This is a genomic window from Embleya sp. NPDC055664 (assembly GCF_053618075.1).
On record NZ_JBSHGZ010000015.1, the window covers coordinates 84022 to 107448 of the forward strand.

At 71.9% G+C, this 23427-nt stretch carries 21 protein-coding genes; 14 read left to right on the forward strand and 7 right to left on the reverse strand.

Annotated features, from left to right (window positions below):
* Nucleotides 1-141 precede the first annotated feature (141 nt).
* Nucleotides 142-1101, forward strand: coding sequence for a LysR family transcriptional regulator (locus ACWGR4_RS24145; RefSeq protein WP_452131764.1), 960 nt, complete (start codon nt 142-144; stop codon nt 1099-1101).
* Here ACWGR4_RS24145 and ACWGR4_RS24150 read toward each other — a convergent pair.
* Nucleotides 1052-2839: a glycoside hydrolase family 35 protein gene (locus ACWGR4_RS24150; RefSeq protein WP_452131765.1), complete on the reverse strand. Its 1788-nt coding sequence runs from the start codon at nt 2837-2839 to the stop codon at nt 1052-1054. The genes ACWGR4_RS24145 and ACWGR4_RS24150 overlap by 50 nt on opposite strands.
* Before the next feature lie 332 nt (nt 2840-3171).
* On the opposite strand from ACWGR4_RS24150, the gene ACWGR4_RS24155 reads away from it, so the two are divergent.
* The 4 genes from ACWGR4_RS24155 to ACWGR4_RS24170 all read left to right on the forward strand — a co-directional run bounded on the left by ACWGR4_RS24155 (nt 3172) and on the right by ACWGR4_RS24170 (nt 7333).
* The gene (locus tag ACWGR4_RS24155; RefSeq protein WP_452131766.1) at nt 3172-4536 is read left to right on the forward strand and encodes an ABC transporter substrate-binding protein; all 1365 of its coding nucleotides are present in this window, start codon (nt 3172-3174) and stop codon (nt 4534-4536) included.
* 154 nt (nt 4537-4690) lie between these two features.
* Nucleotides 4691-5557 carry a carbohydrate ABC transporter permease gene (locus tag ACWGR4_RS24160; RefSeq protein ID WP_379997270.1) on the forward strand — a complete coding sequence of 289 codons (867 nt, stop codon included), beginning with the start codon at nt 4691-4693 and terminating at the stop codon, nt 5555-5557.
* On the forward strand, nt 5554-6468 hold the full coding sequence (locus tag ACWGR4_RS24165) for a carbohydrate ABC transporter permease (protein ID WP_379995738.1): 915 nt from the start codon (nt 5554-5556) through the stop codon (nt 6466-6468). Before ACWGR4_RS24160 ends, ACWGR4_RS24165 begins: the two co-directional genes overlap by 4 nt.
* Nucleotides 6469-6514: 46 nt before the next feature.
* Nucleotides 6515-7333 (forward strand): AraC family transcriptional regulator, encoded by an 819-nt coding sequence (locus ACWGR4_RS24170; protein WP_379995740.1) that lies wholly within the window; start codon nt 6515-6517, stop codon nt 7331-7333.
* Nucleotides 7334-7354: 21 nt separating this feature from the next.
* Here ACWGR4_RS24170 and ACWGR4_RS24175 read toward each other — a convergent pair whose 3' ends face one another.
* Complete coding sequence (locus ACWGR4_RS24175) at nt 7355-8584, reverse strand: hypothetical protein (protein WP_452131767.1); 1230 nt, start codon at nt 8582-8584, stop codon at nt 7355-7357.
* Nucleotides 8585-8823: 239 nt separating this feature from the next.
* On the opposite strand from ACWGR4_RS24175, the gene ACWGR4_RS24180 reads away from it, so the two are divergent.
* Nucleotides 8824-9324: a DUF7144 family membrane protein gene (locus ACWGR4_RS24180; RefSeq protein ID WP_452131768.1), complete on the forward strand. Its 501-nt coding sequence runs from the start codon at nt 8824-8826 to the stop codon at nt 9322-9324.
* A gap of 119 nt (nt 9325-9443) precedes the next feature.
* On the opposite strand, the gene ACWGR4_RS24185 is transcribed toward ACWGR4_RS24180, so the two are convergent.
* A complete protein-coding gene (locus tag ACWGR4_RS24185; protein ID WP_452131771.1) occupies nt 9444-11444 on the reverse strand; it encodes a protein kinase domain-containing protein in 2001 nt (666 codons plus the stop codon).
* 204 nt (nt 11445-11648) lie between these two features.
* On the opposite strand from ACWGR4_RS24185, the gene ACWGR4_RS24190 reads away from it, so the two are divergent.
* Entirely contained in the window at nt 11649-12389 is a 741-nt protein-coding gene (locus ACWGR4_RS24190; protein WP_452131769.1) for a rhomboid-like protein, read from the forward strand.
* A 37-nt stretch (nt 12390-12426) separates the two neighbouring features.
* Here the strand turns inward: ACWGR4_RS24190 and ACWGR4_RS24195 are convergent, their stop codons facing one another.
* Entirely contained in the window at nt 12427-12906 is a 480-nt protein-coding gene (locus tag ACWGR4_RS24195; protein ID WP_379995748.1) for a hypothetical protein, read from the reverse strand.
* 320 nt (nt 12907-13226) lie between these two features.
* Between ACWGR4_RS24195 and ACWGR4_RS24200 the strand changes: the two genes are divergently transcribed.
* The 3 genes from ACWGR4_RS24200 to ACWGR4_RS24210 all read left to right on the forward strand — a co-directional run bounded on the left by ACWGR4_RS24200 (nt 13227) and on the right by ACWGR4_RS24210 (nt 16838).
* Complete coding sequence (locus tag ACWGR4_RS24200) at nt 13227-13430, forward strand: cold-shock protein (protein WP_020554660.1); 204 nt, start codon at nt 13227-13229, stop codon at nt 13428-13430.
* 385 nt (nt 13431-13815) lie between these two features.
* A complete protein-coding gene (locus ACWGR4_RS24205; RefSeq protein ID WP_452131770.1) occupies nt 13816-15384 on the forward strand; it encodes a DEAD/DEAH box helicase in 1569 nt (522 codons plus the stop codon).
* 215 nt (nt 15385-15599) lie between these two features.
* Nucleotides 15600-16838 carry a L,D-transpeptidase gene (locus ACWGR4_RS24210; RefSeq protein ID WP_379995752.1) on the forward strand — a complete coding sequence of 413 codons (1239 nt, stop codon included), beginning with the start codon at nt 15600-15602 and terminating at the stop codon, nt 16836-16838.
* 124 nt (nt 16839-16962) lie between these two features.
* Here ACWGR4_RS24210 and ACWGR4_RS24215 read toward each other — a convergent pair whose 3' ends face one another.
* Entirely contained in the window at nt 16963-17760 is a 798-nt protein-coding gene (locus ACWGR4_RS24215; protein WP_379995754.1) for a hypothetical protein, read from the reverse strand.
* On the reverse strand, nt 17757-18299 hold the full coding sequence (locus tag ACWGR4_RS24220) for an RNA polymerase sigma factor (protein WP_379995756.1): 543 nt from the start codon (nt 18297-18299) through the stop codon (nt 17757-17759). Before ACWGR4_RS24220 ends, ACWGR4_RS24215 begins: the two co-directional genes overlap by 4 nt.
* Nucleotides 18300-18531: 232 nt before the next feature.
* Here ACWGR4_RS24220 and ACWGR4_RS24225 point away from each other — a divergent pair, with 232 nt between their 5' ends.
* The 4 genes from ACWGR4_RS24225 to ACWGR4_RS24240 all read left to right on the forward strand — a co-directional run bounded on the left by ACWGR4_RS24225 (nt 18532) and on the right by ACWGR4_RS24240 (nt 22624).
* A complete protein-coding gene (locus ACWGR4_RS24225) occupies nt 18532-20034 on the forward strand; it encodes a serine/threonine-protein kinase (RefSeq protein ID WP_452133916.1) in 1503 nt (500 codons plus the stop codon).
* Nucleotides 20035-20190: 156 nt separating this feature from the next.
* The gene (locus tag ACWGR4_RS24230; RefSeq protein WP_379995760.1) at nt 20191-20646 is read left to right on the forward strand and encodes a tellurite resistance TerB family protein; all 456 of its coding nucleotides are present in this window, start codon (nt 20191-20193) and stop codon (nt 20644-20646) included.
* A 197-nt stretch (nt 20647-20843) separates the two neighbouring features.
* Nucleotides 20844-21434: a hypothetical protein gene (locus ACWGR4_RS24235; protein ID WP_452133917.1), complete on the forward strand. Its 591-nt coding sequence runs from the start codon at nt 20844-20846 to the stop codon at nt 21432-21434.
* On the forward strand, nt 21431-22624 hold the full coding sequence (locus ACWGR4_RS24240) for a PrsW family intramembrane metalloprotease (RefSeq protein ID WP_379995765.1): 1194 nt from the start codon (nt 21431-21433) through the stop codon (nt 22622-22624). The genes ACWGR4_RS24235 and ACWGR4_RS24240 overlap by 4 nt, the downstream gene beginning before the upstream one ends.
* A 247-nt stretch (nt 22625-22871) precedes the next feature.
* Here the strand turns inward: ACWGR4_RS24240 and trxA are convergent, their stop codons facing one another.
* Nucleotides 22872-23240 (reverse strand): thioredoxin, encoded by a 369-nt coding sequence (trxA, locus tag ACWGR4_RS24245; RefSeq protein WP_268812471.1) that lies wholly within the window; start codon nt 23238-23240, stop codon nt 22872-22874.
* Between the last annotated feature and the right edge of the window lie 187 nt (nt 23241-23427).

Genomic DNA, 23427 nt, shown 5'->3' on the forward strand with positions numbered 1-23427 from the left:
ACGGCGACGACTCTTGCCCGCACGGCATGCACCCATGCCCTACCGATCCGGTAGCGGCACCCCGACGGCTCGGCGACGTATGCGAATTGCCCGTTTCGAACCCCTGCCGGTGCGGGCGGCGTGACCGTTATGGTGCGGCGCGTGACCCTCCAGCAGCTGCGCTACCTCGTCGCCGTCGCGAACTTCGGCACCATGACCGCGGCCGCGGAAGCCCTCTACGTCGCCCAGTCGGCGCTGTCGCGCGCCCTGAAGGCGCTCGAACACGAGCTGGGCGCCGAGCTGTTCGTGCGCGAGGGGCGCACGGTGGGCCTGACCGCCGAGGGCTCCAGAGTGGTCCGGCTCGCCCGCACGGTGCTCGACACGGTCGCCGCGATCGAGGACATCGGCCGACCGGTCGGCACGGCGTCCGAGCCGACCCTGACCGTGGCCACCACGTCCACCCTCGCGATCGGCCATGTCGCCCGCCTGGTCGCGGCGTTCGCCGCCGAGCACCCCGAGGCGCCGATCGAGGTGACCCGGCACGACGGGCGCGAGGCGGTGCTCGCGGCGGTCCGCGCGGGTACCGCCGCGATCGGGGTGGCCGACACACCCGGAGCCGGCGATCTGCGCACCTACCGGCTCGCCGAGACCGAGGTGGTGCTGGTGTCGCCGCCGGACACCCGACTGCCCGACCCGGTGCCGTGGAGCGCGCTGCACGGCCTGCCGATGGTGCTGCCCGAGCGCGGCAGCGAGCGGCGCTCGCAGTTCGAGGCGATGTTCGCCGAGATGGGCGTGCGTCCGCTCGCCCGCTGCGAGCACAACGACCGGGTCAACTGGGTCGCGGGCGTACTCAACGGCGAGGGCTCGCTGCTGTGGTACCGGGACGTGGCCGCGGACGTCTTCGGCGACGCGGCCTCGATCCGCTCGCTCGACCCGCCGCTGTGGCGCGGCATCATGCTCGTCTGTCGCGAGGACTCCCGGGAGCGCTCGGCCCGGCTGTTCGTCGACCTGGCCCGCCGCGGCGGGGTCGGCGAACCGGACGCGGACCGCGTCGCCCCCGGGGACCGTCCGGCTACAGGACCGGCGCCGCCGCGGGCTCGCCCAGGTCGGGAGTGTCCGTGAACGTCACGTGCGCCCCGCCGGGACCGTGCAGCTCCAGCACGGTCACCGTGTTCTCTCCCTCCCGCAACACCGGCGCCGGGACATAGAGCGTGCGCTGCGGCCCCGCCGACCAGTAGCGGCCGAGCAGGAATCCGTTGATCCACACCAGGCCCTTGGTCCAGCCGTCGAGCCGGACGAACGTGTCGCCGACCGTCGCCACGTCGAACGTGCCGCTACGCACCACCGGCACACCCGCCGGGATCGGCCCCGAGGTGTCCGGCAGTATCGGCCCCTCGGGCGCGTCCAGCGGCAGCGGATACATCTGCCAGCCGAACAGGCGCTGGCGCTCCCATCGCACGCCCTCGGTGATGCCCTTGCGGTCGTGCAGGCCCGGCCCGTAGTTGACTCGACCGCAGTTCTCCACCAGCAGGTCGAGCCGCGCGCCGCCGGCGGGTACGGACAACTCGCACGAGGCGGTGCCGCCCTCGCTGCGATCGAGCACCGCGACCGGCACCCCGTCGAGGAACACCTGGGCCCGGTCGGCCAGTCCGTCCACGAACAGCGGCGCACTCTCGCGCGGGCCGCCGACCCAGGTGCGGTACAGCGTGAACCCGTACGCCTGGTCCAACTCCTCCATGGTCAGCGTGTTCGGCGAGTACACCGGCGCGGACAGGTCCTCGACGTGCGCGAGCAGCGGCGCGGCCGACGGCAGCGCCACCTCGCCGAGCTTCACGCGCGCCGGCGGCGCCGGCGGCGGCTCGTCGGGCAGCGGCGCGTAGCGGCCGATCACCTCGCGGAACGCCCAATACTTCTCGGTGAGCTCGCCCGCCTCGCCGATCGGCGCGTCGTAGTCGTAGCTGGTGATCGTCGGCTGATAGGCGCCGTCGACATCGTTGGCGCCGTTCATCAGCCCGAAGTTGGTGCCTCCGTGCGCCATGTACAGGTTCACCGACCCGCCGGCCGCGAGCATGTCGTCCAGCACGCCCGCCGCGTCCGCCGCGTCCCGCACGTGGTGCGGGTCGCGCCAGTGGTCGAACCAGCCGTTCCAGAACTCCATGCACACCGGCGGCCCGTCCGGCGACCAGCGGCGCAGCGTCGCGAACGCCTCCTTGGCGCGCGAGCCGAAGTTCGCCGTCGGCAACACCCCGGCCACCGTGCCGCCCTGGAGCATCGGCTCGGTGGGCCCGTCGGAGGTGAACAGGAGGCCGCTCGCGCCGCGCCGGCGCATCCCGTCGACCAGGTGCCGCAGATAGGCCACATCGTTGCCGTAGCTGCCGTACTCGTTCTCCACCTGGAGGGCGATCACCGGCCCGCCGTGCTCCGCGAGCAGCGGTTCGACCAGCGGCATCACCGCGTCCAGCCAGCGGTCCACCGCGGCCAGATACGGCGGGTGGGAGCAGCGCAGCCGCATCCCCGGGTCCTTGAGCAGCCAGGCGGGCAGGCCGCCGAACTCCCACTCGGCGCAGATGTACGGGCCGGGCCGCACGATCGCCTTCAGCCCCTGGCGCTCGGCCGCGCGCAGGAACGCGACCAGGTCCTTGCCGCCGGTGAAGTCGAAGTTCCCCGGGGTCGGCTCGTGCAGGTTCCAGGCGACGTACGTCTCGACCGTGTTCAGGCCCAGGCTGCGCAGCCGGGCCAGCCGGTCGTCCCACTGCGCGGGGTGGACGCGGAAGTAGTGCAGGGCACCGGCGAGCAAACGAAACGGCCTGCCGTCGAGGGTGAAGCCGTCTCGACTCGGGACGAGGCTGGGGGTGGTCAAGACGCTCCTCGGTGCAGATGCGGTGCGGTGGGTCCGGATCATCGTGCACGAGGCACGCGGCGCGGACATGCACTCTTCTCGACGGCGTCGTGGACTTTTCCGGACCCGTCTACCCATGCCTCCGGTGCTCCGACCTGGATGGATACTCTCTGGTTCACCCACCTTGCCATTCGGTGACCACACACTTGGACTTTTCTTGTGGATCACCTCGACAAAAGCACGATCCGCGCGGCAACCCGTTGACGCCTTCTCGGGCAGGGCACATGATCGGCGGCCAGACAGCCTCCACCGGCTCTCCCCACCACTCCATTCCCCGAAGGGACGGCCACCCCATGTGGGCCAGCACCCGCCCGCGCAGAGGCCGCCAGACGGCCCGCCGCGCAGCCGTCGCGGTCACCCTCGCGGCACTCACCGCGCTCACCGCCTGCGGTTCGGACTCCGGCGACAAGAAGGACGGCGCCGACCAGGCGGCCCAGGGCGACAAGGCGTCCGGCGGCACCGCACAGCTCGACTTCTGGGGCTGGAACCCGGCCTATGAAAAGGCCGTGAGCGCGTTCAACGCGTCCCACCCCGACATCAAGGTCAGCTACAACAAGGTCGAGCCCGGCTCCAAGGGCGGCTACGCCAAGATGCTCGCCGCGGTGAAGGCGAACAACGCGCCGTGCCTGGCCCAGATGGGCTACGAGACGCTGCCCAGCTTCCTGGTCGAGGGCGCGCTCCAGGACGTGGACAAGGAGGCCGCGGCGATCAAGGCCAAGTACTCCGCCGGCGCCTGGTCGCAGATGGGCGTCGCGGGCAAGACCTACGGCATCCCGGTGGACACCGGCCCGGTCGCGATGTTCTACCGCACCGACGTGTTCGCCAAGCACAACCTGGCCCCGCCCAAGACCTGGGACGAGTTCGCCCGGCAGGCCGACACGGTGCACACGGCCGACCCGTCGGTGGCCTACTCGGCGTTCGGCGGCAACGACCCGTGGTGGTACGCGGGCATGGCCTGGCAGAACGGCGGCAGCTGGTTCAAGCCCGAGGGCGAGACCTGGAAGGTCTCGATGACCGAACCGGGCACGCAAAAGGTCACCCAGTACTGGCAGCAGCTGCTCGACAAGAAGGCCGTCTCCTCGGACCCGACCTTCACCCCCGACTGGTACAAGCGGTTCGGCGACGGCAGCGTCGCCAGTTACGTCGGTCCGGTCTGGTTCACCGCGCTCCTGGAGGAGAACGCCAAGGACGCGGCGGGCAAGTGGGCCGTCGCGCCGATGCCGCAGTGGGACGCCGGCGGCAAGACCACCGGCAACATCGGCGGCTCCGGCACCGCCGTGCTCAAGGGCTGCAAGAACACCAAGGCCGCGATCGCCTTCGCCGACTGGATGAGCAGCGACCCCGCAAGCCTGACCACGCTGGTCAAGGACGCGGGCATCTACCCGGCCGCGACCGCCGGGGCGACGCTGGACGCGATGCAGCAGCCGTCCGCCTACTTCGGCAACGCGAAGATCTACGACATCTTCAAGGACTCCGCCGCGCAGGCCCCGACCGGCTGGCAGTGGGGTCCCACGATGACCCAGGTCTCCGCCGACCTGACCGACCGGGTCGGCAAAGCCGGCGCCGGCAACGGCAGGCTCGCCGACGCGCTCACCGGCGTACAGGGCACCACGATCAAGGCCATCCAGGACAAGGGCCTGAAGGCCGCCGCGGGCTGACCCGGCGACACCACCCCGACGCCGGGGGCCGTCCGCACCGTGCCCCGCCGCCGGCCCCACCCGCCCGCATCCACACCCACCCGTCCCATCCACCGGGAGCCCGCCCTTGAGCGCACCGATCCCGCGGCGCAAGCGCCGGCGGTCCGCGCCCCTGATGTTCCTCGCCCCGTTCGGCGTGCTGTTCGCCGCGATGTACGCCGTCCCCGTCGGCTACGCGATCGTGGAGAGCCTGCACAAGATGCGGCGCTCCGGCCTGGGGCTGACCCCGCCCAAGCGGGTGTACGCGGGGTTCGAGAACTACACCAAGGCGCTGCACGACGACGCGCTGTGGCACGGCGTGGGCCGGGTGCTGCTGTTCGGCGTGATCCAGGTGCCGGTGATGCTCGGCCTCGCCCTGGTGCTCGCACTGCTCCTCGACGCCAAGTCGGCCCGCCTGAAGGGCTTCTTCCGCACCGCCTACTTCCTGCCCTACGCCATCCCCGGCGTGGTCGCCACCATCCTGTGGGCGTTCCTGTACATGCCGCGCTCCAGCCCCGTGGTGAGCATGCTGGACGCGGTCGGCCTGCCGTCCGACTTCCTCGGCGAGGACGCGGTCCTGTGGTCGATCGCCAACGTGGTCACCTGGACCTGGACCGGCTACAACATGCTGGTCATCTACTCCGCGCTCCAGGCCATCCCGCAGGAGCTGTACGAGGCCGCCGAGCTGGACGGGTGCGGCCCGTGGCGCACCGCGTGGCGGATCAAGGTGCCGCTGGTCGCCCCGGCGATCGCGCTGACCACCGTGTTCTCCGTGATCGGCACGCTCCAGCTCTACACCGAACCGCGCGTGTTGCGCCCGCTGACCTCGTCGCTGGACGCCGACTACACGCCGATCATGTCCGCCTACCACAAGGCTGTCGAGAACAACGACTACGGCCAGGGCGCCGCGGTCTCGGTGCTGCTCGCGCTGGGCACGTGCGTGCTGTCCTTCGCCGTGCTCAAGATCTCCGCCCGGCTCACGAACGGCAGGTCCTCGCTGTGACGACACTGACCGACAAGCCCGCGAGCCCGGTCCGCGCACCCGTCGCGCACCCCGCGCCCAAGCCGGCCAAGGGCCGCACCGCGCCGATGCGTTCGCAGGTGCTGACCACCTCGTTCCTGTTCCTGGTGGCGACCTACTTTCTGATGCCGGTGTGGTGGCTGCTGGTCTCCTCGACCAAGTCCTCCAGCGACCTGTTTCGCGGCAACGGCTTCTGGTTCGCCGACTGGAACCTGGGCGCCAATCTGCGGCAACTGTTCAGCGAGGACGGCGGCATCTTCCTGCGCTGGGTGTTCAACTCGGTGCTGTACGCGGTCGGCGGTGGCATCGTGGCCACCTTCCTGGCCGCGATGGCCGGCTACGCGTTGGCCAAGTACCGCTTCCGCGGCCGAGGCACGATCTTCTCGGTGATCCTGGGCGCGGTGCTGATCCCCACCCCGATGCTGGCGCTGCCGATCTACCTGATGTTGTCCAAGGTGCATCTGGTCGACACGATCTGGGCGGTGCTGCTGCCCGCCGCGGTCAGCCCGTTCGGCGTCTTCCTGGCCAAGACCTACGCCGAGGCGTCGGTGCCGGACGAGCTGATCGAGGCCGCCCGGCTCGACGGCGCGAGCGAGTTCCGGATCTTCTACACCATCGGGCTGCGGATCATGTCGCCCGCGCTGGTGACCATCTTCCTGTTCCAACTGGTCGCCGTCTGGAACAACTTCTTCCTGCCGCTGATCACGCTCAACAACCAGCACCTGTGGCCGGTCACGCTGGGCCTGAACGCGTGGAACAGCGACCTCACCCAGCCGCACGCCAACCTCGTCGTGGTCGGTGCGCTGGTGTCGGTGATCCCGCTGGTCGCCGCGTTCTGGTCGCTCCAGCGGTTCTGGCGCACCGACCTGGTCGCGGGCGGGGTCAAGGCGTGAGGAACCGCTTCGCGACGGGCGCCGGCCGCCGTACGATCGGCGCACCATGATCTTCGCGCGCTACCTCACGCCCGCCAAAGAGCACCAGCGGCTCGGCCTGGTGTGCCTGGGCGTCGGCTGGCAGCAGGTCACCGCGATGCAGTTCGAGGGTCGGGTGCTCGGCTGCTACCAACTCACCCTGATCACCGGGGGATCGGGCTGGTTCCGCTCGGGCAACCGGCACGCGCCGCGGATCCCCGTCCAGGCGCCCGCGGCGTTCCTGCTCTTCCCCGGCGAGTACCACTCCTACAGCCCGGACCCGACGGGCTGGCGCGAGCACTGGGTGCTGTTCGAGGGGCCGACCGCGGCGGCGTACGAGGACCTGGGGTTCCTGGACCGGGCCGAGCCGGTGATGTCGCTCGGCGGGGTACGGCCGCTGCGCCAAGGCTTCGACCGGCTGCTGACCGCGGTGGAGCCGGGCGCGCCGAACCGCGAGGTGGTCACCTCGGCGATCGTGCACCAGTTGATCATCGACCTGAAGACGATCCGGGTCGACGAGGACGGCTCGCGGGTGGTCCGCTACTTCGACGAGCACGCCACCGAGCCGCTGACCGTCGGCGAGCACGCCCGGCGGCTGGGCCTGGACGAGGCGGGCCTGCGCAGCGAGATGCAGCGGGCGACCGGCACCACGCCGAAGGAGTACATCGTGCGGACCCGGCTGTCCCGGGCCAAACGCCTGCTGCTCGCCACCGACCAGTCCATCCACGAGGTGGCCCGCAACGTCGGCTACGACGACCCGGCCTACTTCGCCCGACTGTTCTCCCGGCGTGTGCACCAGTCCCCGTCCGAGTTCCGACGCACCGGGCAGACGTCGGGTCAGCCCTGAGCCGCATCGGCCCGCGGTGACTCACCGCGCGGTCTCGACCTCCCGGCGTGTCCCGGCTGCCGCGACCGCTTCCAGCACCGCCACCACCGCGACGACCACCACCACGATCAGCAGCACCGACCACACCGTCGGCTCGTTCCACACGCACAGCCAGATCCCGCCGAGCAGGCCGGTCACCGCGTACACCGGCCCCCGATGCGCGGCCACGAACGCGCCCACCGACCCGGTGCCGAAACCGTGCCGGGCCAACGCCGCGCCCGCCCGATCCGGCGCGACCACGAAGGCACGCCGGATCGTGCCCGCCGGCCGGGCCGGTCCGGCCACAAACGCCGCGATCGCGAGCGCCACGGCGGCCACGCCCAGCGTGCGGGTGGTCCGGCGCAGGAAGCTCACCAGCGCGTCGTAGACCGCCGCCGCCGCGTCCCGGGAGACCTCCGGCGGCAGGTCGTCCAGGTAGGTCCGACGGGCCACCGCGAGCATGATGCCCAGCGCGAGCAGGGTCAGCGCGGTGCCCACGCCCGCCCACAGCAGCGCGGGCCGGCGGCGCGGCGCGAGGCACACGCCCAGGACGAACAGCACCACGACCACGATCGGCAGCCAGGTGCCCGCGGTGTCCAGGAAGCGGAACGCGTCCTGCCCGGTGCGCAACCCCTCGCGGTGCACCAGCACGTAGCGGCGGTCGGTGTCGGGGATGTTCGAGGCGACCGCGAAACCCCGACCCACCAGGCCCTGCCGCACCTGATCGATCATCGGCCCCAGGTCGAGCACCACCTCGCCGTTTGTGGTGCTCACGGTGCCGCTGTCCTTGCCTTCCAGCGCGTCCAGCGCGGATGCGTGCGCGATCCGGAGCGCGTCCCGCCAGATCACGGTGAACGCGTCGCTCGCCACGAACGCCTGCGCGGCCTGGTCGGCCACGCCCGCCAGCAGACTCTGCAGCGAGCCGGACACCGGCCCGGAGCCGTTGTTCGGCCCCAGACCGAGCGCCTCGCGCAGCGAATCGGTCAGTCCGCCCACGTCGACCGCCTGCACGGCCGCCGTGGCCAGTCGGGCGGAGACCGCGTCCTGTACCGCGGTGTTCCCGGACAGCGGGGCCAGCGCGGCGACGAAGCGGTCGGTGTCGGCCACCTCGTCCCGCGCCCAGGCGGCGGTCACCGCCACCGGGGTGAGCAGACAGGCGAGGACCACCAGGAGGCAGGCCAGGGTGAAGCGCACCGGATGCCCGGTCCGGACCTGCTCGGCTGACCTCGACATCGCCGGCGTCCTCTCCTCGTTCACGGCCCGCGTTCGTCCCGTGCGGGTTCCATGAAATCCGGAGATCTACTCGGATTGGACAAAAGGTGCAAATTATGTCTTGGCGTGTCAAAGTTCGAGAGGGTCGACTCGTCGGGTCGCCGTCTGCGCGACGGCGGGCAAGCGGGCGGCGCCGCATGGAAATCGAGTGAAAATCAGGCACATCCGCCCGGCCGTCCGGCCGGGGTTGGGAGTAGGCCATGAACAGCACAACCCGCAGGACGAGCGCCTGGTCCGGCTGGGTGGCATTCGCCGCCTGCACGTTGCTCGTCCTGGGTGTCCTCAACCTCTTCCAGGGGTTCACGGCCCTGTTCTCCGACGGGTACTTCGTCACCCGCTCCGGTGATCTGCTGGTCTGGAACTACAACACCTGGGGCGTCATCCTGCTGATCTTCGGCGGGCTGCAACTGCTCATCGGTGGTGGGCTGCTCACCGGCAAGACCTGGGCCAGGGTGGCCGGCTCGCTGCTGGTGATGGTGAACATCATCGCCGAGATCGGCTTCCTGGCCGCGCACCCCGTCTGGTCCACCATCGTGGTGGCGCTCGACCTGGTGGTCCTGTTCGCGCTGACCGTGCGCTGGGACGCGGCGCAGGGATATCGCGACGAGAGCATCGCCGAGTGGCAGGCCCGGGACGAGGAGGCATACCGGACCGGGACCGGCGCGCACCGCCGCTCCGACCGCGACGAGACCATGCCGTAACGGCGCGTCACACCCGTCTCGTCACCCGTTCGCCACGTACGACGGCCCCCGGCGGGGCGTCGTGCGTGGCGTTCGTGCGTGGTGCTCGGCGCGGTGCTTGTGCGGTCGGGGCGGGGGGGCTACGAGCGAAGCCACATCGCTTCCCGGCCGCGGCCCAGGGTGTCGAGGAAGCGGGCCAGTTGGCCGGCCGCCGCCGGGTGGCCCTCGGCCAGGGCGCGGCGGTACATCTCCTCCGCCTCGCGGACGCGGCCCCGGCGCTCGTACAGGCCGGCGTAGCCGATCGAGGCGTCGCGGTGGCCCTCGGTGAGGGCGCGCCGGTACAGCTTGTCGGCCTCCTTCATCCGGCCCTTCGCGGCCAGCAGGCCGGCGAGGTTGACCGTCGCGTCGGGGTGGCCCTGCGCGTAGGTGTGCCGGAACCACTGCTCGGCTTCGTCGAGCCGACCGGTGTTGGCGAGAAGCAGGCCCAGATTGTGTCCGGCGTCGTCGTGGCCCCCTGCGGCGGCGTGCCGGAACAGGTGTTCGGCCTCCGGCGCGCGCCCGAGGCGGAGCAGCAGCCGGCCGAGGTTGTTCGCCGCGTCCGGATGGCCCTGGACGAGGGCGCGGCGGTACAGCTCTTCGGCCTCGGCATGCCGATCGTGCGTGGCGAGCAGGTCGGCGAGGTCGTTGGCGGCCTCCGGGTGGTTGCGGGCCAGTGCCTCCCGGTACAGCGCCTCGGCCTCGGCATCCCGGCCGGTGTCGGCCAGGTGGTAGGCGAGCTGCACGGCGGCGTCCGGGTCGCCGGCCGCGACCGCCCGCCGCAACCCGGCCTCGTCGTCGTCGGCGGGCGCGGAAGGGGCGGGGACGGCGAAGCCCGAGGCGGCGGGCGATCCCGGCGGGAAGCTCGGCGGCGCCGGGGGGAGCGGCGGCGGGGTGGGCCGGCGCGAGGGGTCGACCGGAGCGGCCGGGGTGAGGACGCGAGCACCACCCGCCTCGGCGGGGACGGGCGGCGCCTCGGCCGTGGTGGGCGCCACGTCGGCCGGGGCCGGTGGGGTCTCGGCCTCGGTCGGCGGTGCCTCGGACGACGTGGCCGGTGTCTTGGTCAGGGTCAGCGGTGCCTCGGTCGGCGAGGCCGGCGCCTCCGGCGAGGCGGGCGGCACCTCGGCGGCCGTGGGCGGGACCTCGGCGGAGGTCGCCGGCACTTCCGCCGGGGCGGCCGGCGCGTCGGCCGTGGTGGGCGGCACGTCGGTCGGATTCGGCAGGGGGCCGATCGGGGTCGGCGCCACCTCGGTCGGGACGGGTGGTGCCTCGGTGGAGGCTCGCGAGTCGGTTCGTGACGGCGTCGGGTCGGTCAGGCGGTGGGCCACCTCGGCGGCGGTCGGCGGGCGCTGTGCCGGGTCCTTGGCGAGCAGGTCCAGGACCAGGCGACTCACGTGCGGCGGGACGTCGGGGCGGCGCCGGTCCACCGCCTCCGGGGTGCGTCGGAGTTGGGCGTACACCGTGGCCGCGATGTCCCCGGTGCCGAACGGCGGTGTCCCGGTGAGCAGTTCGTACAGTACGCAGCCGAGTGCGTAGAGGTCCGCGGCCGGTTCGGCGGGGCGACCGCGCAGCCGTTCGGGCGCTGTGTAGGCGAGCGTGCCGATCAGGGCGGTGCCGGTCGCGGCGACCGCCCCGAGCCGGTCGGCCAGGCCGACGTCGAGGACGCGGATATCGCCGTCGGCGGTCAGGAACAGGTCGGCCGGCTTGAGGTCGCCGTGCACCACGCCGGCCCGGTGCGCGTGGTCGAGCGCGGCGCAGATCCGCGCCGTCCAGTGCAACACCTCGGACACGGCGGGCAGTTCGGGCAGCGCCTCGCGCAGCACCGTACGCAGGTCGCGGCCGGTGAGCAGTTCGGTGACCAGGAACGGCGTGCCGTCGTCGGTCAGGCCGACGTCGGACACCGCGACCAGGTCGGGGTGTTCGAGCGGCGCGGCGGCCCGCGTGCGCTCCACGAACCGGGTCGCGACCGCCTCGTCCGGCGGCCCGTGCAGCAGCTTGACCGCGACCTCGCGGTCCTCGACCGAGTCCCGCGCGGCCCATACCCGCCCGAGCCCCCCACGACCACGCTGTTCCACCAACTCGTACCGGTCCGCCACCCGACCCATCGCAGTCACGCCATCTCCCTCGTCCCGGCACCGTCGAGGGCGATCCTGCCGCACCCGGCGGGGGGTGTGTCGAGTCGCCGTCACCCGCTCGAACCCCGCGCGCCGGCCGCCCCGATCCCGGGGTCGGGACACGGCGGCCCCGGCCGGTGATGCAGCATGGTGGTTCGCGCCGCGTCCCCGCGCCGGCCCAAGGAGAAACGCACCGTGACCCGGAACCTCGCGAACCGGCTGCGCGACGTCGCCCGATACCCGCGACGCAGCCCCGCGACCTTCGTCGTGCTGATCCTGCTCGCGATCAACGGGATCGTGGTCGGCGGCCTGATGTCCGAGCCGGCCGCGGATCGGCTCCTGGCGGACATCAGCACCAACCTCGACAACCTGGACCACCATCCGTTTCGCGCGATGGCGGGCAGCCTGCTGGTGGCGGACGTGCACGGCACCCTGTTCGGCAACGTGACCACGATCGGGTTCGGCATCGGGGTGTGCATGGCGGTGCTGGAGCGCCGGATCGGCACGGTGCGCGCGGTCGGCGTCACGCTCCTGGGCCACGTGGGCGCGACGCTGCTCACCGCGGTCGTGCTGATCGCGGCGATCCACGCGGGCACATATCCCGAGGACACCCGGTACACGCTCGACTACGGGGTGAGCTACGCCTCGATGGCGGCCATAGCGGCGGTCACCCCGCTGCTGGCCAAGCCGCTGCGGCCACTGTGGGCGCTCGGCTGCCTGCTGTACCCGTTCTCGTCCGTGCAGTGGTACGGCGACCTGCCGGACTTCACCACGATCGGGCACGTCTCGGCCGCGCTGATCGGCCTCGGTGCCGGATTCCTGTTCACGGGCCGATGGCGGCCGGGCTCGGGCCGGCCACTGTCGAGGACCGCGCTCGTGCCGACGGCCCCGGACCCGCTCCCGGAGGTCGCCGGGAACGGGCGGGCCGAGCCGTAGGACGAGGCGCGCGGCCTCGTCCGGGACGCAGTGCGGGTCAGCGCTCGATCGGCGGCACGCGCCACTCGATCTGTACGCGGTCCTCCAGCGGCAACTCCTCCGGGCCGAGCGCGACATGGTCGATCACGTAGCGGAAGAGCAGGACGACGGCGTCGGATTCCATCTCCGGCAGGGTCTGCCGGGTGGCCCCGAGGACGTCGAGCAGGAGTACCGGGTCGGACTCCAACTCCTCGATCTCCTCGGCCAGTTCGGCGTCGATCTCGTCCGCCGCGACGAGCGCTGCGATGGAGTGGGCGAGGAAGGCCGGCTCGGATTCGAGGCGCAGCAGCACCTGCTCGGTGACGAACGCGTCGAGCAGGTCGGCGTCGATGTCGATGCCGCCGCCGGCGCAGCCACAACCGTCGCCGCAGCCGCCGGGCGCGCTGATGTCCTCGAGGGTGAGGGGAGTGCCGGTGGGGGAGAGGGAGATCGGCTGGACCGAGTCGTCGGACGCGGGGATGCCGGAGGAGGAGGACACGCGAACCCTTCGGGGCTGGGGGACTGGCGGGGAGCGTCCATGGTCGCACCCGGCGCCGACCGGCGGACCGGTGCGCGTGGCGGTGGGCGGGAGCCGACCGGGCGGTTCGGACAAGATCGAGACGATCCCGCCGGCCCGGTGGTCCGACGTGCTAACGTTAATTGCTGCTGTGGTTCCCATGGAATTTTCTGTGCGCCTGCTGGTTGTAGCCAACAGGTGCACTTTTGTTTTTCCGGTGTCCAACTCCGGGCGGGGTAATCAGCAACGATTCGGGTCTCGCAGGGTGCGGGATCCCGGTACTGCCCCGAAGGGGAAGATACGTGGCTACTGGCACCGTGAAGTGGTTCAACGGCGAAAAGGGCTTCGGCTTCATCGAGCAGGACGGTGGCGGCCCCGACGTCTTCGCCCACTACTCGAACATCAACGCTCAGGGTTTCCGTGAGCTGCAGGAAGGCCAGAAGGTCTCCTTCGACGTCACGCAGGGCCAGAAGGGCCCGCAGGCGGAGAACATCAACATCGTCTGATTTCGCTCATGGGCGTGGCCTCGGTCACGCAGCGAGGGCCCGCGCCGCACGGTGCGGGCCCTTCCCGTGGCAGCCGGCCGTCCCGGTCGGCGACTCCCGGAATCGATCCGGGGGAGCCACGGCGCACCACCCAGGCGGATGCCCGGCATCCGCCGTTCAGGACCCTGCCCGACGCGACCTCGTCGCGCGGCCTCGCACGGTCCGGCACATCGGCCGCCGCTCTTCGGCAGGCGCCCGACCGTTGCGCAACATCTCGACGCGAGTGACCCGAGTCACCACGTCGGTTCTTCAGTTCAGGTACTCCGGCTCGTTCTTGCGACTCCTTGTGCGGCTTCCCGCCGCGCGGAGACGTCCTCGATACGCGCCGCATCGAGGAAGGTTCTCCATGAATCGCACCCCCCGTTCCAGCTCCAACGATCGTTACGGCCGCAGCGGCGGCGGCTCCGGCTCCGGCCGGGGCGGCTACGGCGGCGGTGGCGGTCGAGGCCGCGGCGGCGCCCCGTCGGGCAACCGGCGCAAGCCGATGACCGCGGCGCCCGTCGCCGAGTTCGCGCTGCCGGTCAGCACCACCCCGTCGCTGCCCGCGGTCGCCGCGTTCGCCGAGCTGGACATGCCCAAGCAGCTGCTCGCCGCGCTCACCCGCAACGGCGTCACCGAGCCGTTCCCGATCCAGGCGGCCACCCTGCCCAACGCGCTGGTCGGCCGGGACGTGCTCGGCCGCGGCCGGACCGGCTCGGGCAAGACGCTCGCGTTCGGTCTCGCGATGCTGGCCCGGATCGCCGGTCGCCGCGCCGAGAGCAAGCAGCCGCTCGCGCTGGTCCTGGTGCCCACCCGCGAGCTGGCCCAGCAGGTCACCGACGCGCTGATGCCGTACGCCACCTCGGTGCAGCTGCGGATGACCACGGTCGTCGGCGGCATGTCGCTGGGTCGCCAGGCCAGTTCGCTCCGCAACGGCGCCGAGGTCGTGGTGGCCACCCCGGGCCGGCTCAAGGACCTGATCGACCGCGGCGACGCGCGTCTGGACGCGGTCGGCATCACGGTGCTCGACGAGGCCGACCAGATGGCCGACATGGGCTTCATGCCGCAGGTCACCGCGCTGCTCGACCAGGTGCAGCCGGACGGGCAGCGGATGTTGTTCTCGGCCACCCTCGACCGCAACGTCGACCGGCTGGTCAAGCGTTTCCTCTCCGACCCGGTCGTGCACTCGGTCGACCCGTCGCAGGGCGCGGTCACCACGATGGAGCACCACGTGCTGCACGTGAGCGAGGCCGACAAGCACACCGCCGCGACGCACATCGCCGCCCGCGAGGGCCGGGTGATCATGTTCATGGACACCAAGCACGCGGTCGACCGGCTCACCCGGCAGATGTTGCAGAGCGGCGTGCGCGCCGCGGCGCTGCACGGCGGCAAGTCGCAGCCGCAGCGCACCCGCACCCTGGAGCAGTTCAAGAGCGGGCACGTCACCGCGCTGATCGCGACCAACGTCGCGGCGCGCGGGATCCACGTGGACGGCCTGGACCTGGTGGTCAACATCGACCCGCCGACCGACCACAAGGACTACCTGCACCGCGGTGGCCGTACCGCACGCGCCGGCGAGTCGGGCAGCGTCGTGACGCTGGTCACGCCGAACCAGCGCCGCGAGATGGCCCGGCTGATGATGATCGCCGGCATCGAGGCCGAGACCATCCAGGTGCGCTCGGGCGACGAGGAACTCACCCGCGTCACCGGCGCGCAGGTGCCCTCCGGCGTCCCGGTCGTAATCTCCTCGCCGGCCCCCGAGTCGCCGCGCCGCGGTGGCGCCGGCGGCGGTCGTGGTCGCGGCCGTCGGCCCGGCCAGGGCGGCGGCAGCGGCACCGGACGGCGTCCGTCGGCCGCCGCGTCCGGCGCGACCTCGGGCCGCTCCGGCGGCTCGAACGGCGCCCCGGCCCAGCGCCGGCGCACCGCCGTCGCGTAGTCCGCGTCGCGCGGCGTTCGACCGCCGCGCGACCGGTGCATCAACTCCGAAGCCGCGTCCGGGATTTGTCCCGGGCGCGGCTTTCGTGCCGTGCCGGGGCGAGCGGTTGCGTCCGGATCATGTCGAAACCGTCACACCGCGTGGGGGAACGGGGAATTGATCCGCATTGTTAGTGTTGAACGATCCCCGGTCGTCCACCCCTCGTGAGGTCGCACGTGCGTAAGCCCCTGATATCCGGCTCCCGCAAGGGAATTCGTGTTCTCGCGCTGCCGCTCGTCGCGGCCGCGGTGGTGCTCACGGGATGCGGCTCGGGAGGGGCCGACAAGGCGGCGAAGTCGGACGCGGCACAGGCGAAGCCGGGTGACGCGGACAATGAGGCGAAGGACACACCGGCGCGGGTGACGGTGGATCCGGCCGACGGCACCCAGGGGGTCCTGCCGGGCAAGCCGGTCACCGTGACGGCCGACTCCGGGACGCTGACCTCGGTGCGGGTCGTGGACGCGCAGAACCGGGCGATCGAGGGCACGATCGGGGCCGACGGCCGCACCTGGACCTCCACCACGCGCACCGTGCCGGGCGCGGCCTACACGGTGACCGCGACCACGAAGGGCAAGAAGGGCGCGGAGAACTCGGCCACCACGAAGTTCGGCACGCTCAAGGCCGACACGGTCAACAAGGTCACCCTGCGGCCGGCCAACGGCGGCACCTTCGGCGTCGGACAGCCGGTGTCGGTGATGTTCGACTACGCGGTCAAGGACAAGGCCGAGGTCGAGCGCAACCTCAAGGTCACCACGACGCCGAACGTCGAGGGCTCGTGGGGCTGGACCAAGGACATCTCCGGCAAGGACCGGGTCGACTGGCGTCCGCGCGAGTTCTGGCCCAGCGGTACGAAGGTCACCCTGAACGCGAACCTGGGCGGTGTGGCCAGCGGCCCCGGCACCTACTTCGCGCGCGACTACGAGAGCACCTTCACCGTCGGCACCAACCGGGTCGTCGAGGTGGACGTCCCGAAGAAGCGGCTGACCATCATGGAGGACGGCGTCGCGGTCAAGACGATCAAGGTGTCGGCCGGTTCCAGTGAGTTCCCCACGCGTGGCGGCACGCACGTGATCCTGAACAAGAACGCCAAGGAGACGCTCGACTCCACCACGGTCGGCCTGGGTGACAGCTACAACCTCCCGGACGTGCCGTGGGTGGTGCACTTCACCTCCTCCGGCACCTTCTTCCACTCGGCCGCGTGGAACACCGCCAACATCGGCGTCGCCAACACCAGCCACGGCTGCGTCGGGATGACCGTCCCGGACGCCGAGTGGTTCTTCAACCGGGTCGACGTCGGCGACCCGGTCGTGGTCAAGGGCTCGACCAACACCGAGACCACCGAGCCCGGCAACGGCTTCGGCAACTGGCAGATGAGCTACGACCAGTGGAAGGCCAAGAGCGCGCTCGCGGGCTGACCCGCACGCTCGCGGGTCGGCCCCCTTCGCACCGGCGGGCCGACCCGCTCTCGCGGGCCGGCCGTCGGCCCCGGATCGGCTCGACCGACTCCGGGGCGCTCGACCGGCTCTCCGGGCCCTTTCGCTACTTCGGCGGGACGGAGTCGGTCAGGATCGCCTTGTCCATCAGGGCCGGACCGACCTCGGCGGTCAGCGGGTAGGCGGGGTCGGTCGCGGTCATCTCGGTGGCGATCCAGCCCAGCACGTGACCGCGCCGGGTGAGCACCACCGAACCCTGTCGGCCGTCGCCCGACCAGGACCACACCTCGGTGTCGGGCCCGCCGCCCGGCACCCGGGTCAGGCACCCGGCCGCGACGGTCTGCCACGAGGCGTAGATCCGCCGGGCCTCGGCGTCGATCGCCTGCTGCGTCAGCCCTGTGGCATAGGTGCTGGTGACGAAGGTCTTCACATGGCTGCCGGCCGCGGTACCGCGTTGGTCCAGTACGCCTCCCCCGGATGCCTCCAGAGGCGTCGCCGCGCACGGCCCGAACAGCTCGACCGGAAATGAGGGGTAGGGCGGCGCATGCACCCCGTCGCCCTCCACGGTCCAGTCCACGCCCCGCACGGTGGGCAGGTAGGACCGGTCGCGCAGGCCGATGCGTTCGATCCCGTCGGGTGGCGGCGTCGGGGTGAGGTGATTCCCGGGGCTGCTCGCAGCCGGTTCGCTGCGTACCGCGGTGTCGTCGTGCGGCCGGATCGCCCAGAACGCGCCCGCGACCACACACGCGGTCAGCGCGCCCGCCCCCGCGACGCGGATCCGGGTCCGGCGACGCGCACCCCGGGCCCGGACCCGCTCCGGGGCGGCCGGGCCGGCCGCGGCTTCGCCTCGTTCGGCCAGCTCGCGCAATCGATCGATCAGAACGTCATCGTGCGGATCATTCATGCCCTTGCCGTCTCTTTCCTCGTCGATTCCGCGGGAGTCGTCTCGCCCAGATGGCGGTGCAGGTCTTCGCGCGCGCGGCTCAGCCGGGTGCGCAACGCGGCCTCACTGATCCCGAGTTCGGCCGCCGCCTCGGCGCCGGTGAGATCGCACAGATGAAACAGCACGATCGCCTCGCGCCGACCGGTGGACAGTTTGCGCAGCGCCGCGACCAGCGCCACGTGGTCCGAGGAGACGGCCGGCGCGGGCGTCGGTCCGCCGTGTCGGAAGTGCGCCCGCATCCGATTGCGCGCCCGTCGCCAATTCCCCACCGCGATCCGACGGGCGACCACGCGGACCCATCCGGTGGGATCCCCGGCGGCGGTGAGTGTGGCCCAGCGTCCCCAGGCCCGCGAGTACGCCTCCTGTACGGCGTCCTCGCTGTCCGCGAGATTGCCGGTCAGCGCGTAGATCACACCGATCATGCGCTGCGAGGTGGCCAGGTAGAACGCGTCGAACTCGGCTTGTCGCGTGGCCTTCGCCGCGTCGTTCGTGGTCGACATGCCCCGGGGTACCTCCGTTCTCGTCGCGTCGCGTGCTTCGTCCGTTCGGTACATGCACGCCCGGCCGGGGCCGGCTGTTACAGGCGCGACCGGGATTTCTCGCGAGGGGGCGGCGTGCTCGGGACAACGGTGAAATTCGGGTGATCGTATTGTTCGGGGGGTGATGAAGTCGGGCGATCGCCCGGCCCGACGGGGGTGTGGTGTGCGGGGGTTGGCGCAGGACGATCCGGTCGTGATCGGGGGGTACCGCCTGCTGCGGCACCTCGGGTCGGGCGGGATGGGTCGGGTGTACCTGGGGCGGACCGGGCGGGGGAGCCTGGTCGCGGTGAAGGTGGTGCGGCCGGAGTTGGCCGATGACCCGGAGTTCCGGGTGCGGTTCAGGCGCGAGGTGGACGCGGGCCGCCGGGTGGCCGGGCCGTGGACCGCGACCGTGCTGGACGCGGACGCCGAGGCGGCGCGGCCGTGGCTGGTCACCCGGTTCATCGCCGGGCCGTCGCTGCACGAGGCGATTCGGTCGGCCGGGCCGCTGCCCGAGGAGGCGGTGCGGGCACTGGGCGCGGGGTTGGCCGCGGCGCTGGTGAGCGTGCACGACGCCGGGCTCGTGCACCGCGACCTCAAGCCGTCCAACGTACTGCTCACCCTCGACGGCCCCCGCGTGATCGACTTCGGCATCGCCCGGGCCGCGGACGCCACCGCGCTGACCACGACGGGCGTATCCGTCGGCTCGCCCGCGTTCATGTCGCCGGAGCAGGCCAACGGCCTCGACGTCGGGCCCGCGGGGGACGTGTTCTCGCTCGGCTCGGTGCTGGTGCACGCGGCGACCGGGGTCGGACCGTTCGGCGAGGGCAACGATCAGGCGCACATGTACCGGGTGATCGGGCACGAGCCGAACCTGTCCCGGGTGCCGTACTCGATGCACCTGGTGATCGAGGCGTGCCTGCAGAAGGATCCCGCCGTGCGGCCGACGGCGGATCAGATCGTGACCGCGCTCGCGCCGGAGGGCGATCCGCGGCGGTTGTTCGTGCCCGGGTGGTTGCCGGGGCCGGTGGTCGAGTCGACCGCCCGGCGGGCCGTGGAGTTGCTGGAGATCGAGACCGAACCGGCGGCGGACGATGCTGCGCCGACCCGGGTGGTCGGCGCCGAACCGACCCGGGTGGCCGGCGCGGAGGAGACCCGGCTCGAGCCGGAGCCGACGGAGGTCGCCGCCGGGGCGGGGCGTGGGGGGAAGCGGCGCGGGATGTGGTGGAAGTACCCGCTGATCCTCCTGCTCGGCGCGGCGCTGACGGCGGGTGGGTTGTACGCGACGGTGGGGTTCGGGAAGAACAAGGACCGGGACAAGCCGGCCGCGAAATCCGGGCCGACCGGGCCCGCCGCGCCGGGGCCGGCGGAACTGCCGATCGAGTTCGCGCACAAGTGGGAGGGCCTGCTCCCGGCGAGCCTGGATCCGAGCCTGCCGGTGAAGGTCGCGGTCGTGCTGAGCCGGGGCCGGGTGGGTGACCTGGTGGGCCGGATCACCTACGAGGGCACGTTCGGGCGGGTGTTGTGCGAGGCGCCGGCGAGCCTGAAGGAGTACAGCAGGAACCGGATCGTGCTGGGCGGCGGCGTTCGCCCGGACACCTCCGGCTTCTGCGTCCGCAACGACATGCTCCTGTCGATCGTCGCCGACGGCACCATCGAGTTCGACCAGACCGACCTGCACAACCGCAAGTTCGTCGCGACGCTGCGCGGGGTGTGAGCGGGCCGGGTCGTCGACCGGTGTGGCGCCGCCCCGTTTGGCGGCCTGCCCCAGCAGAATGGATTCTGCGGGTGCCCGGACAACGGGTATCTTCTACGAGTCTGTAGATTGAAGGCTCGAAATCTACGCGTATGTACGCGAGGCAGGGGGATCCCCATGGCGCTGTGGGACAAGTTCAAGCAGTCCGCCCAGACGATGCAGGGGCAGCTGGAAGCGAAGAAGAACGAGCTGAAGAGCGGCGGATTCCGGGACGCGAGCATGGCGATCTGTGCCCTGGTCGCCGCGGCCGACGGCTCCATCGACCCGGCCGAGCGGCAGCGGGTGAGCGCACTGATCACGAGCAACGACGTGCTGCGCAACTTCGCCGCGAGCGACCTGGAACAGCGCTTCGAGACCTATCTGGCCAAGCTCACCGCCGACTTCGAGCTGGGCAAGGTGTCCGTGCTCCAGGACATCGCCAAGGTGAAGAAGAAGCCGACCGAGGCGCGCGCGGTGATCCAGATCGGCATCGTGATCGGCGGCGCCGACGGCCACTTCGACAAGACCGAGCAGGCGGTCGTGCGCGACGCGTGCTTCGCCCTCGACCTGGCCCCCGTCGAGTTCGGCCTCTGACCCGAAGCTTGGGCCCTGTCCGGCGGATCTCGGCGGGTCCGCGCCGCCCGGCACCGCACCTCGCCGCACCGGACGACGCGGCCCGATCCACCAAGATCCGCCGGACAGGGCCTGGGCCAACCCTTTCGAGCGATCGATTCCGCCCGACGGCCGATGTTCGTCGGGCGGAATCGTGCCGTTCGGCGGACGTTGGAGACATGACCGACGCCCGCATCCTCCCCGGGCCGCGGCGGGCTCGCTGGTGGGGCCCGCTCGCGGTCGCCGCCGTGTTGGTGCTGCTCACCGGCGGGTGGCCGCTGATCGACTCGTGGATCTCGGGCGACAAGCGGGTCCGGGCGGGCACGGTGTTCCGGGTCGGACCGGACGACGACCACCGCGCGTGGTTCCGGGTCGGCGCCGGCTGGATCCTCGACCGGGCGGCCACCGCCCCCTCGCGATTGTTCGTGTTGCGGCACGGCGACGTGGACCTGTCGGTCGCGTACATCTCGCTGCCCCGGACCGAGAACGCCGACGCGCTGTGGACGGGGCTGCGCGACACGCTCCGGGTCGGCGATCGGCATGCCCGACTCGGCGTGCCGGGACCGCTGGTCGCCCACGCCGGGGCCCGGGGCATGGTCGGCGCCGTGGCCCGGGACGGCGACACCGGGCAGGCGGTGATCTATCCCGGCCCCGAGGACGCCTTCGCCATCCGGCTGATCGCGCTCGCGCCGGCGGCGACCGCCGATCCGCAGTGGGCACAGGTGGCGGACGTGTTGCGCTCGTTGACGTTCACCGAGGAGGCCGCGTGAGGGGTGGCGTGGTCCGGCCGGCCGGCGAGCCCTCGGCTCCGGTCGCCGTGGGGGTGGCACTCCTGGGGTGCCTGTTCGGACTCGGCGTCCTCGTGCACGAATGCCGGGACATGGTACGGGTCTTCCCGGCCGCGGCGGCCCTCGCGGGCTTTCTGCTCCTGCTCACCCTCGGCGTCGGTTACCTGCTGCCCCGCCGGATCCGACCGGTCGTCGAGCCGCCGCACGCCGGCTCGATCGTGTGCGTCGTGTGGGGGATGACCGCCGCGGCCGGGTGCGCGATCCTGGCCAACACCGGATTGGGCGACATCTGGGCGAAGACCCGGGGCGTCGACTTCGCGGACACGTGGGGGGCCGCGGTGACCGCGCCGTTCAACGAGGAGACGCTCAAGCTGTGCGGCCTGCTGATACTCGCGCTGATCGGGTCCGGGGTGATCCGCGCGCCGATCGACGGCTGGGTATACGGGGCGCTGGTCGGCCTCGGCTTCCAGGTGGTGGAGAACCTCCTGTACGCGCTGAACACCATCCTGCTCGACGGCGCGACCGACCCGGGCGCCTCGGTGAACGCGTCCTTCGCGGTGCGGGTGGGGATCACCGGGTGGGGTTCGCACTGGGCGATGAGCGCGGTCGCGGGTACCGGGGTCGGCTACCTGGTCGCGCGCGACGGTCGGCCGCTCGCCCGGAGGGTGTCGGTCGCGCTCGGCTGCTGGGTGTTGGCGATGGCGATGCACGGGTTCTTCAACGCGCCGCTGCCGCCCGGGTGGCGGGGGGTGCTTGCCCGGGTCGGGGTCGACTTCGTGGTCGCGATGCTGGTGTACCGGTCGGCGCGGCGGCACTATCTGGCCAGGTTTCGCGAGGTGGCCGCCGAGGAGGCCGCGACCGGGGCGATCCGACCCGTGGAGGCCGAGTTGTTGCCGCGGCGGTACAGCCGTCGGCAGGTGCGGGGCGGCCCGCGGCCGCGGCCGGTCCGGGTGCTGATCGGCGAGATCGAGGAGGCCCAACTGGCCCTTGTGGCGGGGCGGATCCCGCGTGCGGACCCGAGCGAGCCGGTCCGCTCCGAGCGGTTGCGGGAGGAGATCGCGACGCTGCGGGCGCACCTGCGGGCGCGGCCGGTCGCGGGGCCCGGGTGGCCGACGGCGTCGCCGGGTGGGTCTTCGGCCCCGGGTGGGGCGACCGCGCCGGGTGGGGCGTGAACGCGCGGAAGCCCGTCGGCTGTGATCCGACGGGCTTCCGTGTCGCCTGCTCCAGGTAACCGGAGTTACCGAACCGAGAGGGGCCCATCCACTTCTCGTGGATCCTGATTGCGCGGTGCGCGGCCCTACTTCGACCGCTTCTCCGCGTCCATCCGTGCGGGCCCCTCTCGTTCCTTCAAGTAGACCTCTGCCGCGCCGAAGGTGCAAACGGCATGGATCGGGATGAATGGCCCGATCCAGCGGACGGTCAGCCCGCGGCGATCTTGCGCTTGACCTCGTCCATGTCCAACCCCTGCGCCTGCTTGATCAGATCGACCAGCGCGGCCTCGGGCAGGGCGCCCGGCTGCGAGAAGACCACGACGCCGTCGCGGACGAGCATCACGGTCGGGATCGACTGGATCGAGAACGCCTGCGCGAGATCGGTCTCCGCCTCGGTGTCCACCTTCGCGAAGACGACGTCGGGCGTGGCCTCCGAAACCTTCTCGAAGGTCGGCGCGAACGATCGGCAGGGCCCGCACCAGGCCGCCCAGAAGTCCAGGACGGTCAGGCCGTCGCCGGATACGACCTCTTCGAAGTTCTCCTTGGTCAGTGCGACCGTGGCCATGCGTCCTCCCAAACGTTCGTGCCCCGTGCTGCGTGTACGTGCCTGTCAACAGGCGCGGGGTCGCGGGCATTCCTGGGCTCGTCCCGGGGACCCGACCACTCTCGGGCGCGCGGCATCCACCGGGCGTGTTCCGCCGGTACCTACCCCGGTCGACCGGGGGCACACGCCGGGGCCGGCGGGCCGGACGATTCCGGGTCTT

Bases quoted from the DNA above. Each gene is read 5' to 3' on its own strand.
- ACWGR4_RS24220 (WP_379995756.1), bottom strand. From the start codon at position 18,299: ATGTCGACCACGAACGACGCGGCGAAGGCCACGCGACAAGCCGAGTTC.
- ACWGR4_RS24180 (WP_452131768.1), top strand. From the start codon at position 8,824: ATGAACAGCACAACCCGCAGGACGAGCGCCTGGTCCGGCTGGGTGGCA.
- ACWGR4_RS24235 (WP_452133917.1), top strand. From the start codon at position 20,844: ATGACCGACGCCCGCATCCTCCCCGGGCCGCGGCGGGCTCGCTGGTGG.
- ACWGR4_RS24170 (WP_379995740.1), top strand. From the start codon at position 6,515: ATGATCTTCGCGCGCTACCTCACGCCCGCCAAAGAGCACCAGCGGCTC.
- ACWGR4_RS24185 (WP_452131771.1), bottom strand. From the start codon at position 11,444: ATGGGTCGGGTGGCGGACCGGTACGAGTTGGTGGAACAGCGTGGTCGT.
- ACWGR4_RS24230 (WP_379995760.1), top strand. From the start codon at position 20,191: ATGGCGCTGTGGGACAAGTTCAAGCAGTCCGCCCAGACGATGCAGGGG.
- ACWGR4_RS24175 (WP_452131767.1), bottom strand. From the start codon at position 8,584: ATGTCGAGGTCAGCCGAGCAGGTCCGGACCGGGCATCCGGTGCGCTTC.
- ACWGR4_RS24160 (WP_379997270.1), top strand. From the start codon at position 4,691: ATGTTCCTCGCCCCGTTCGGCGTGCTGTTCGCCGCGATGTACGCCGTC.
- ACWGR4_RS24215 (WP_379995754.1), bottom strand. From the start codon at position 17,760: ATGAATGATCCGCACGATGACGTTCTGATCGATCGATTGCGCGAGCTG.
- ACWGR4_RS24205 (WP_452131770.1), top strand. From the start codon at position 13,816: ATGAATCGCACCCCCCGTTCCAGCTCCAACGATCGTTACGGCCGCAGC.
- ACWGR4_RS24155 (WP_452131766.1), top strand. From the start codon at position 3,172: ATGTGGGCCAGCACCCGCCCGCGCAGAGGCCGCCAGACGGCCCGCCGC.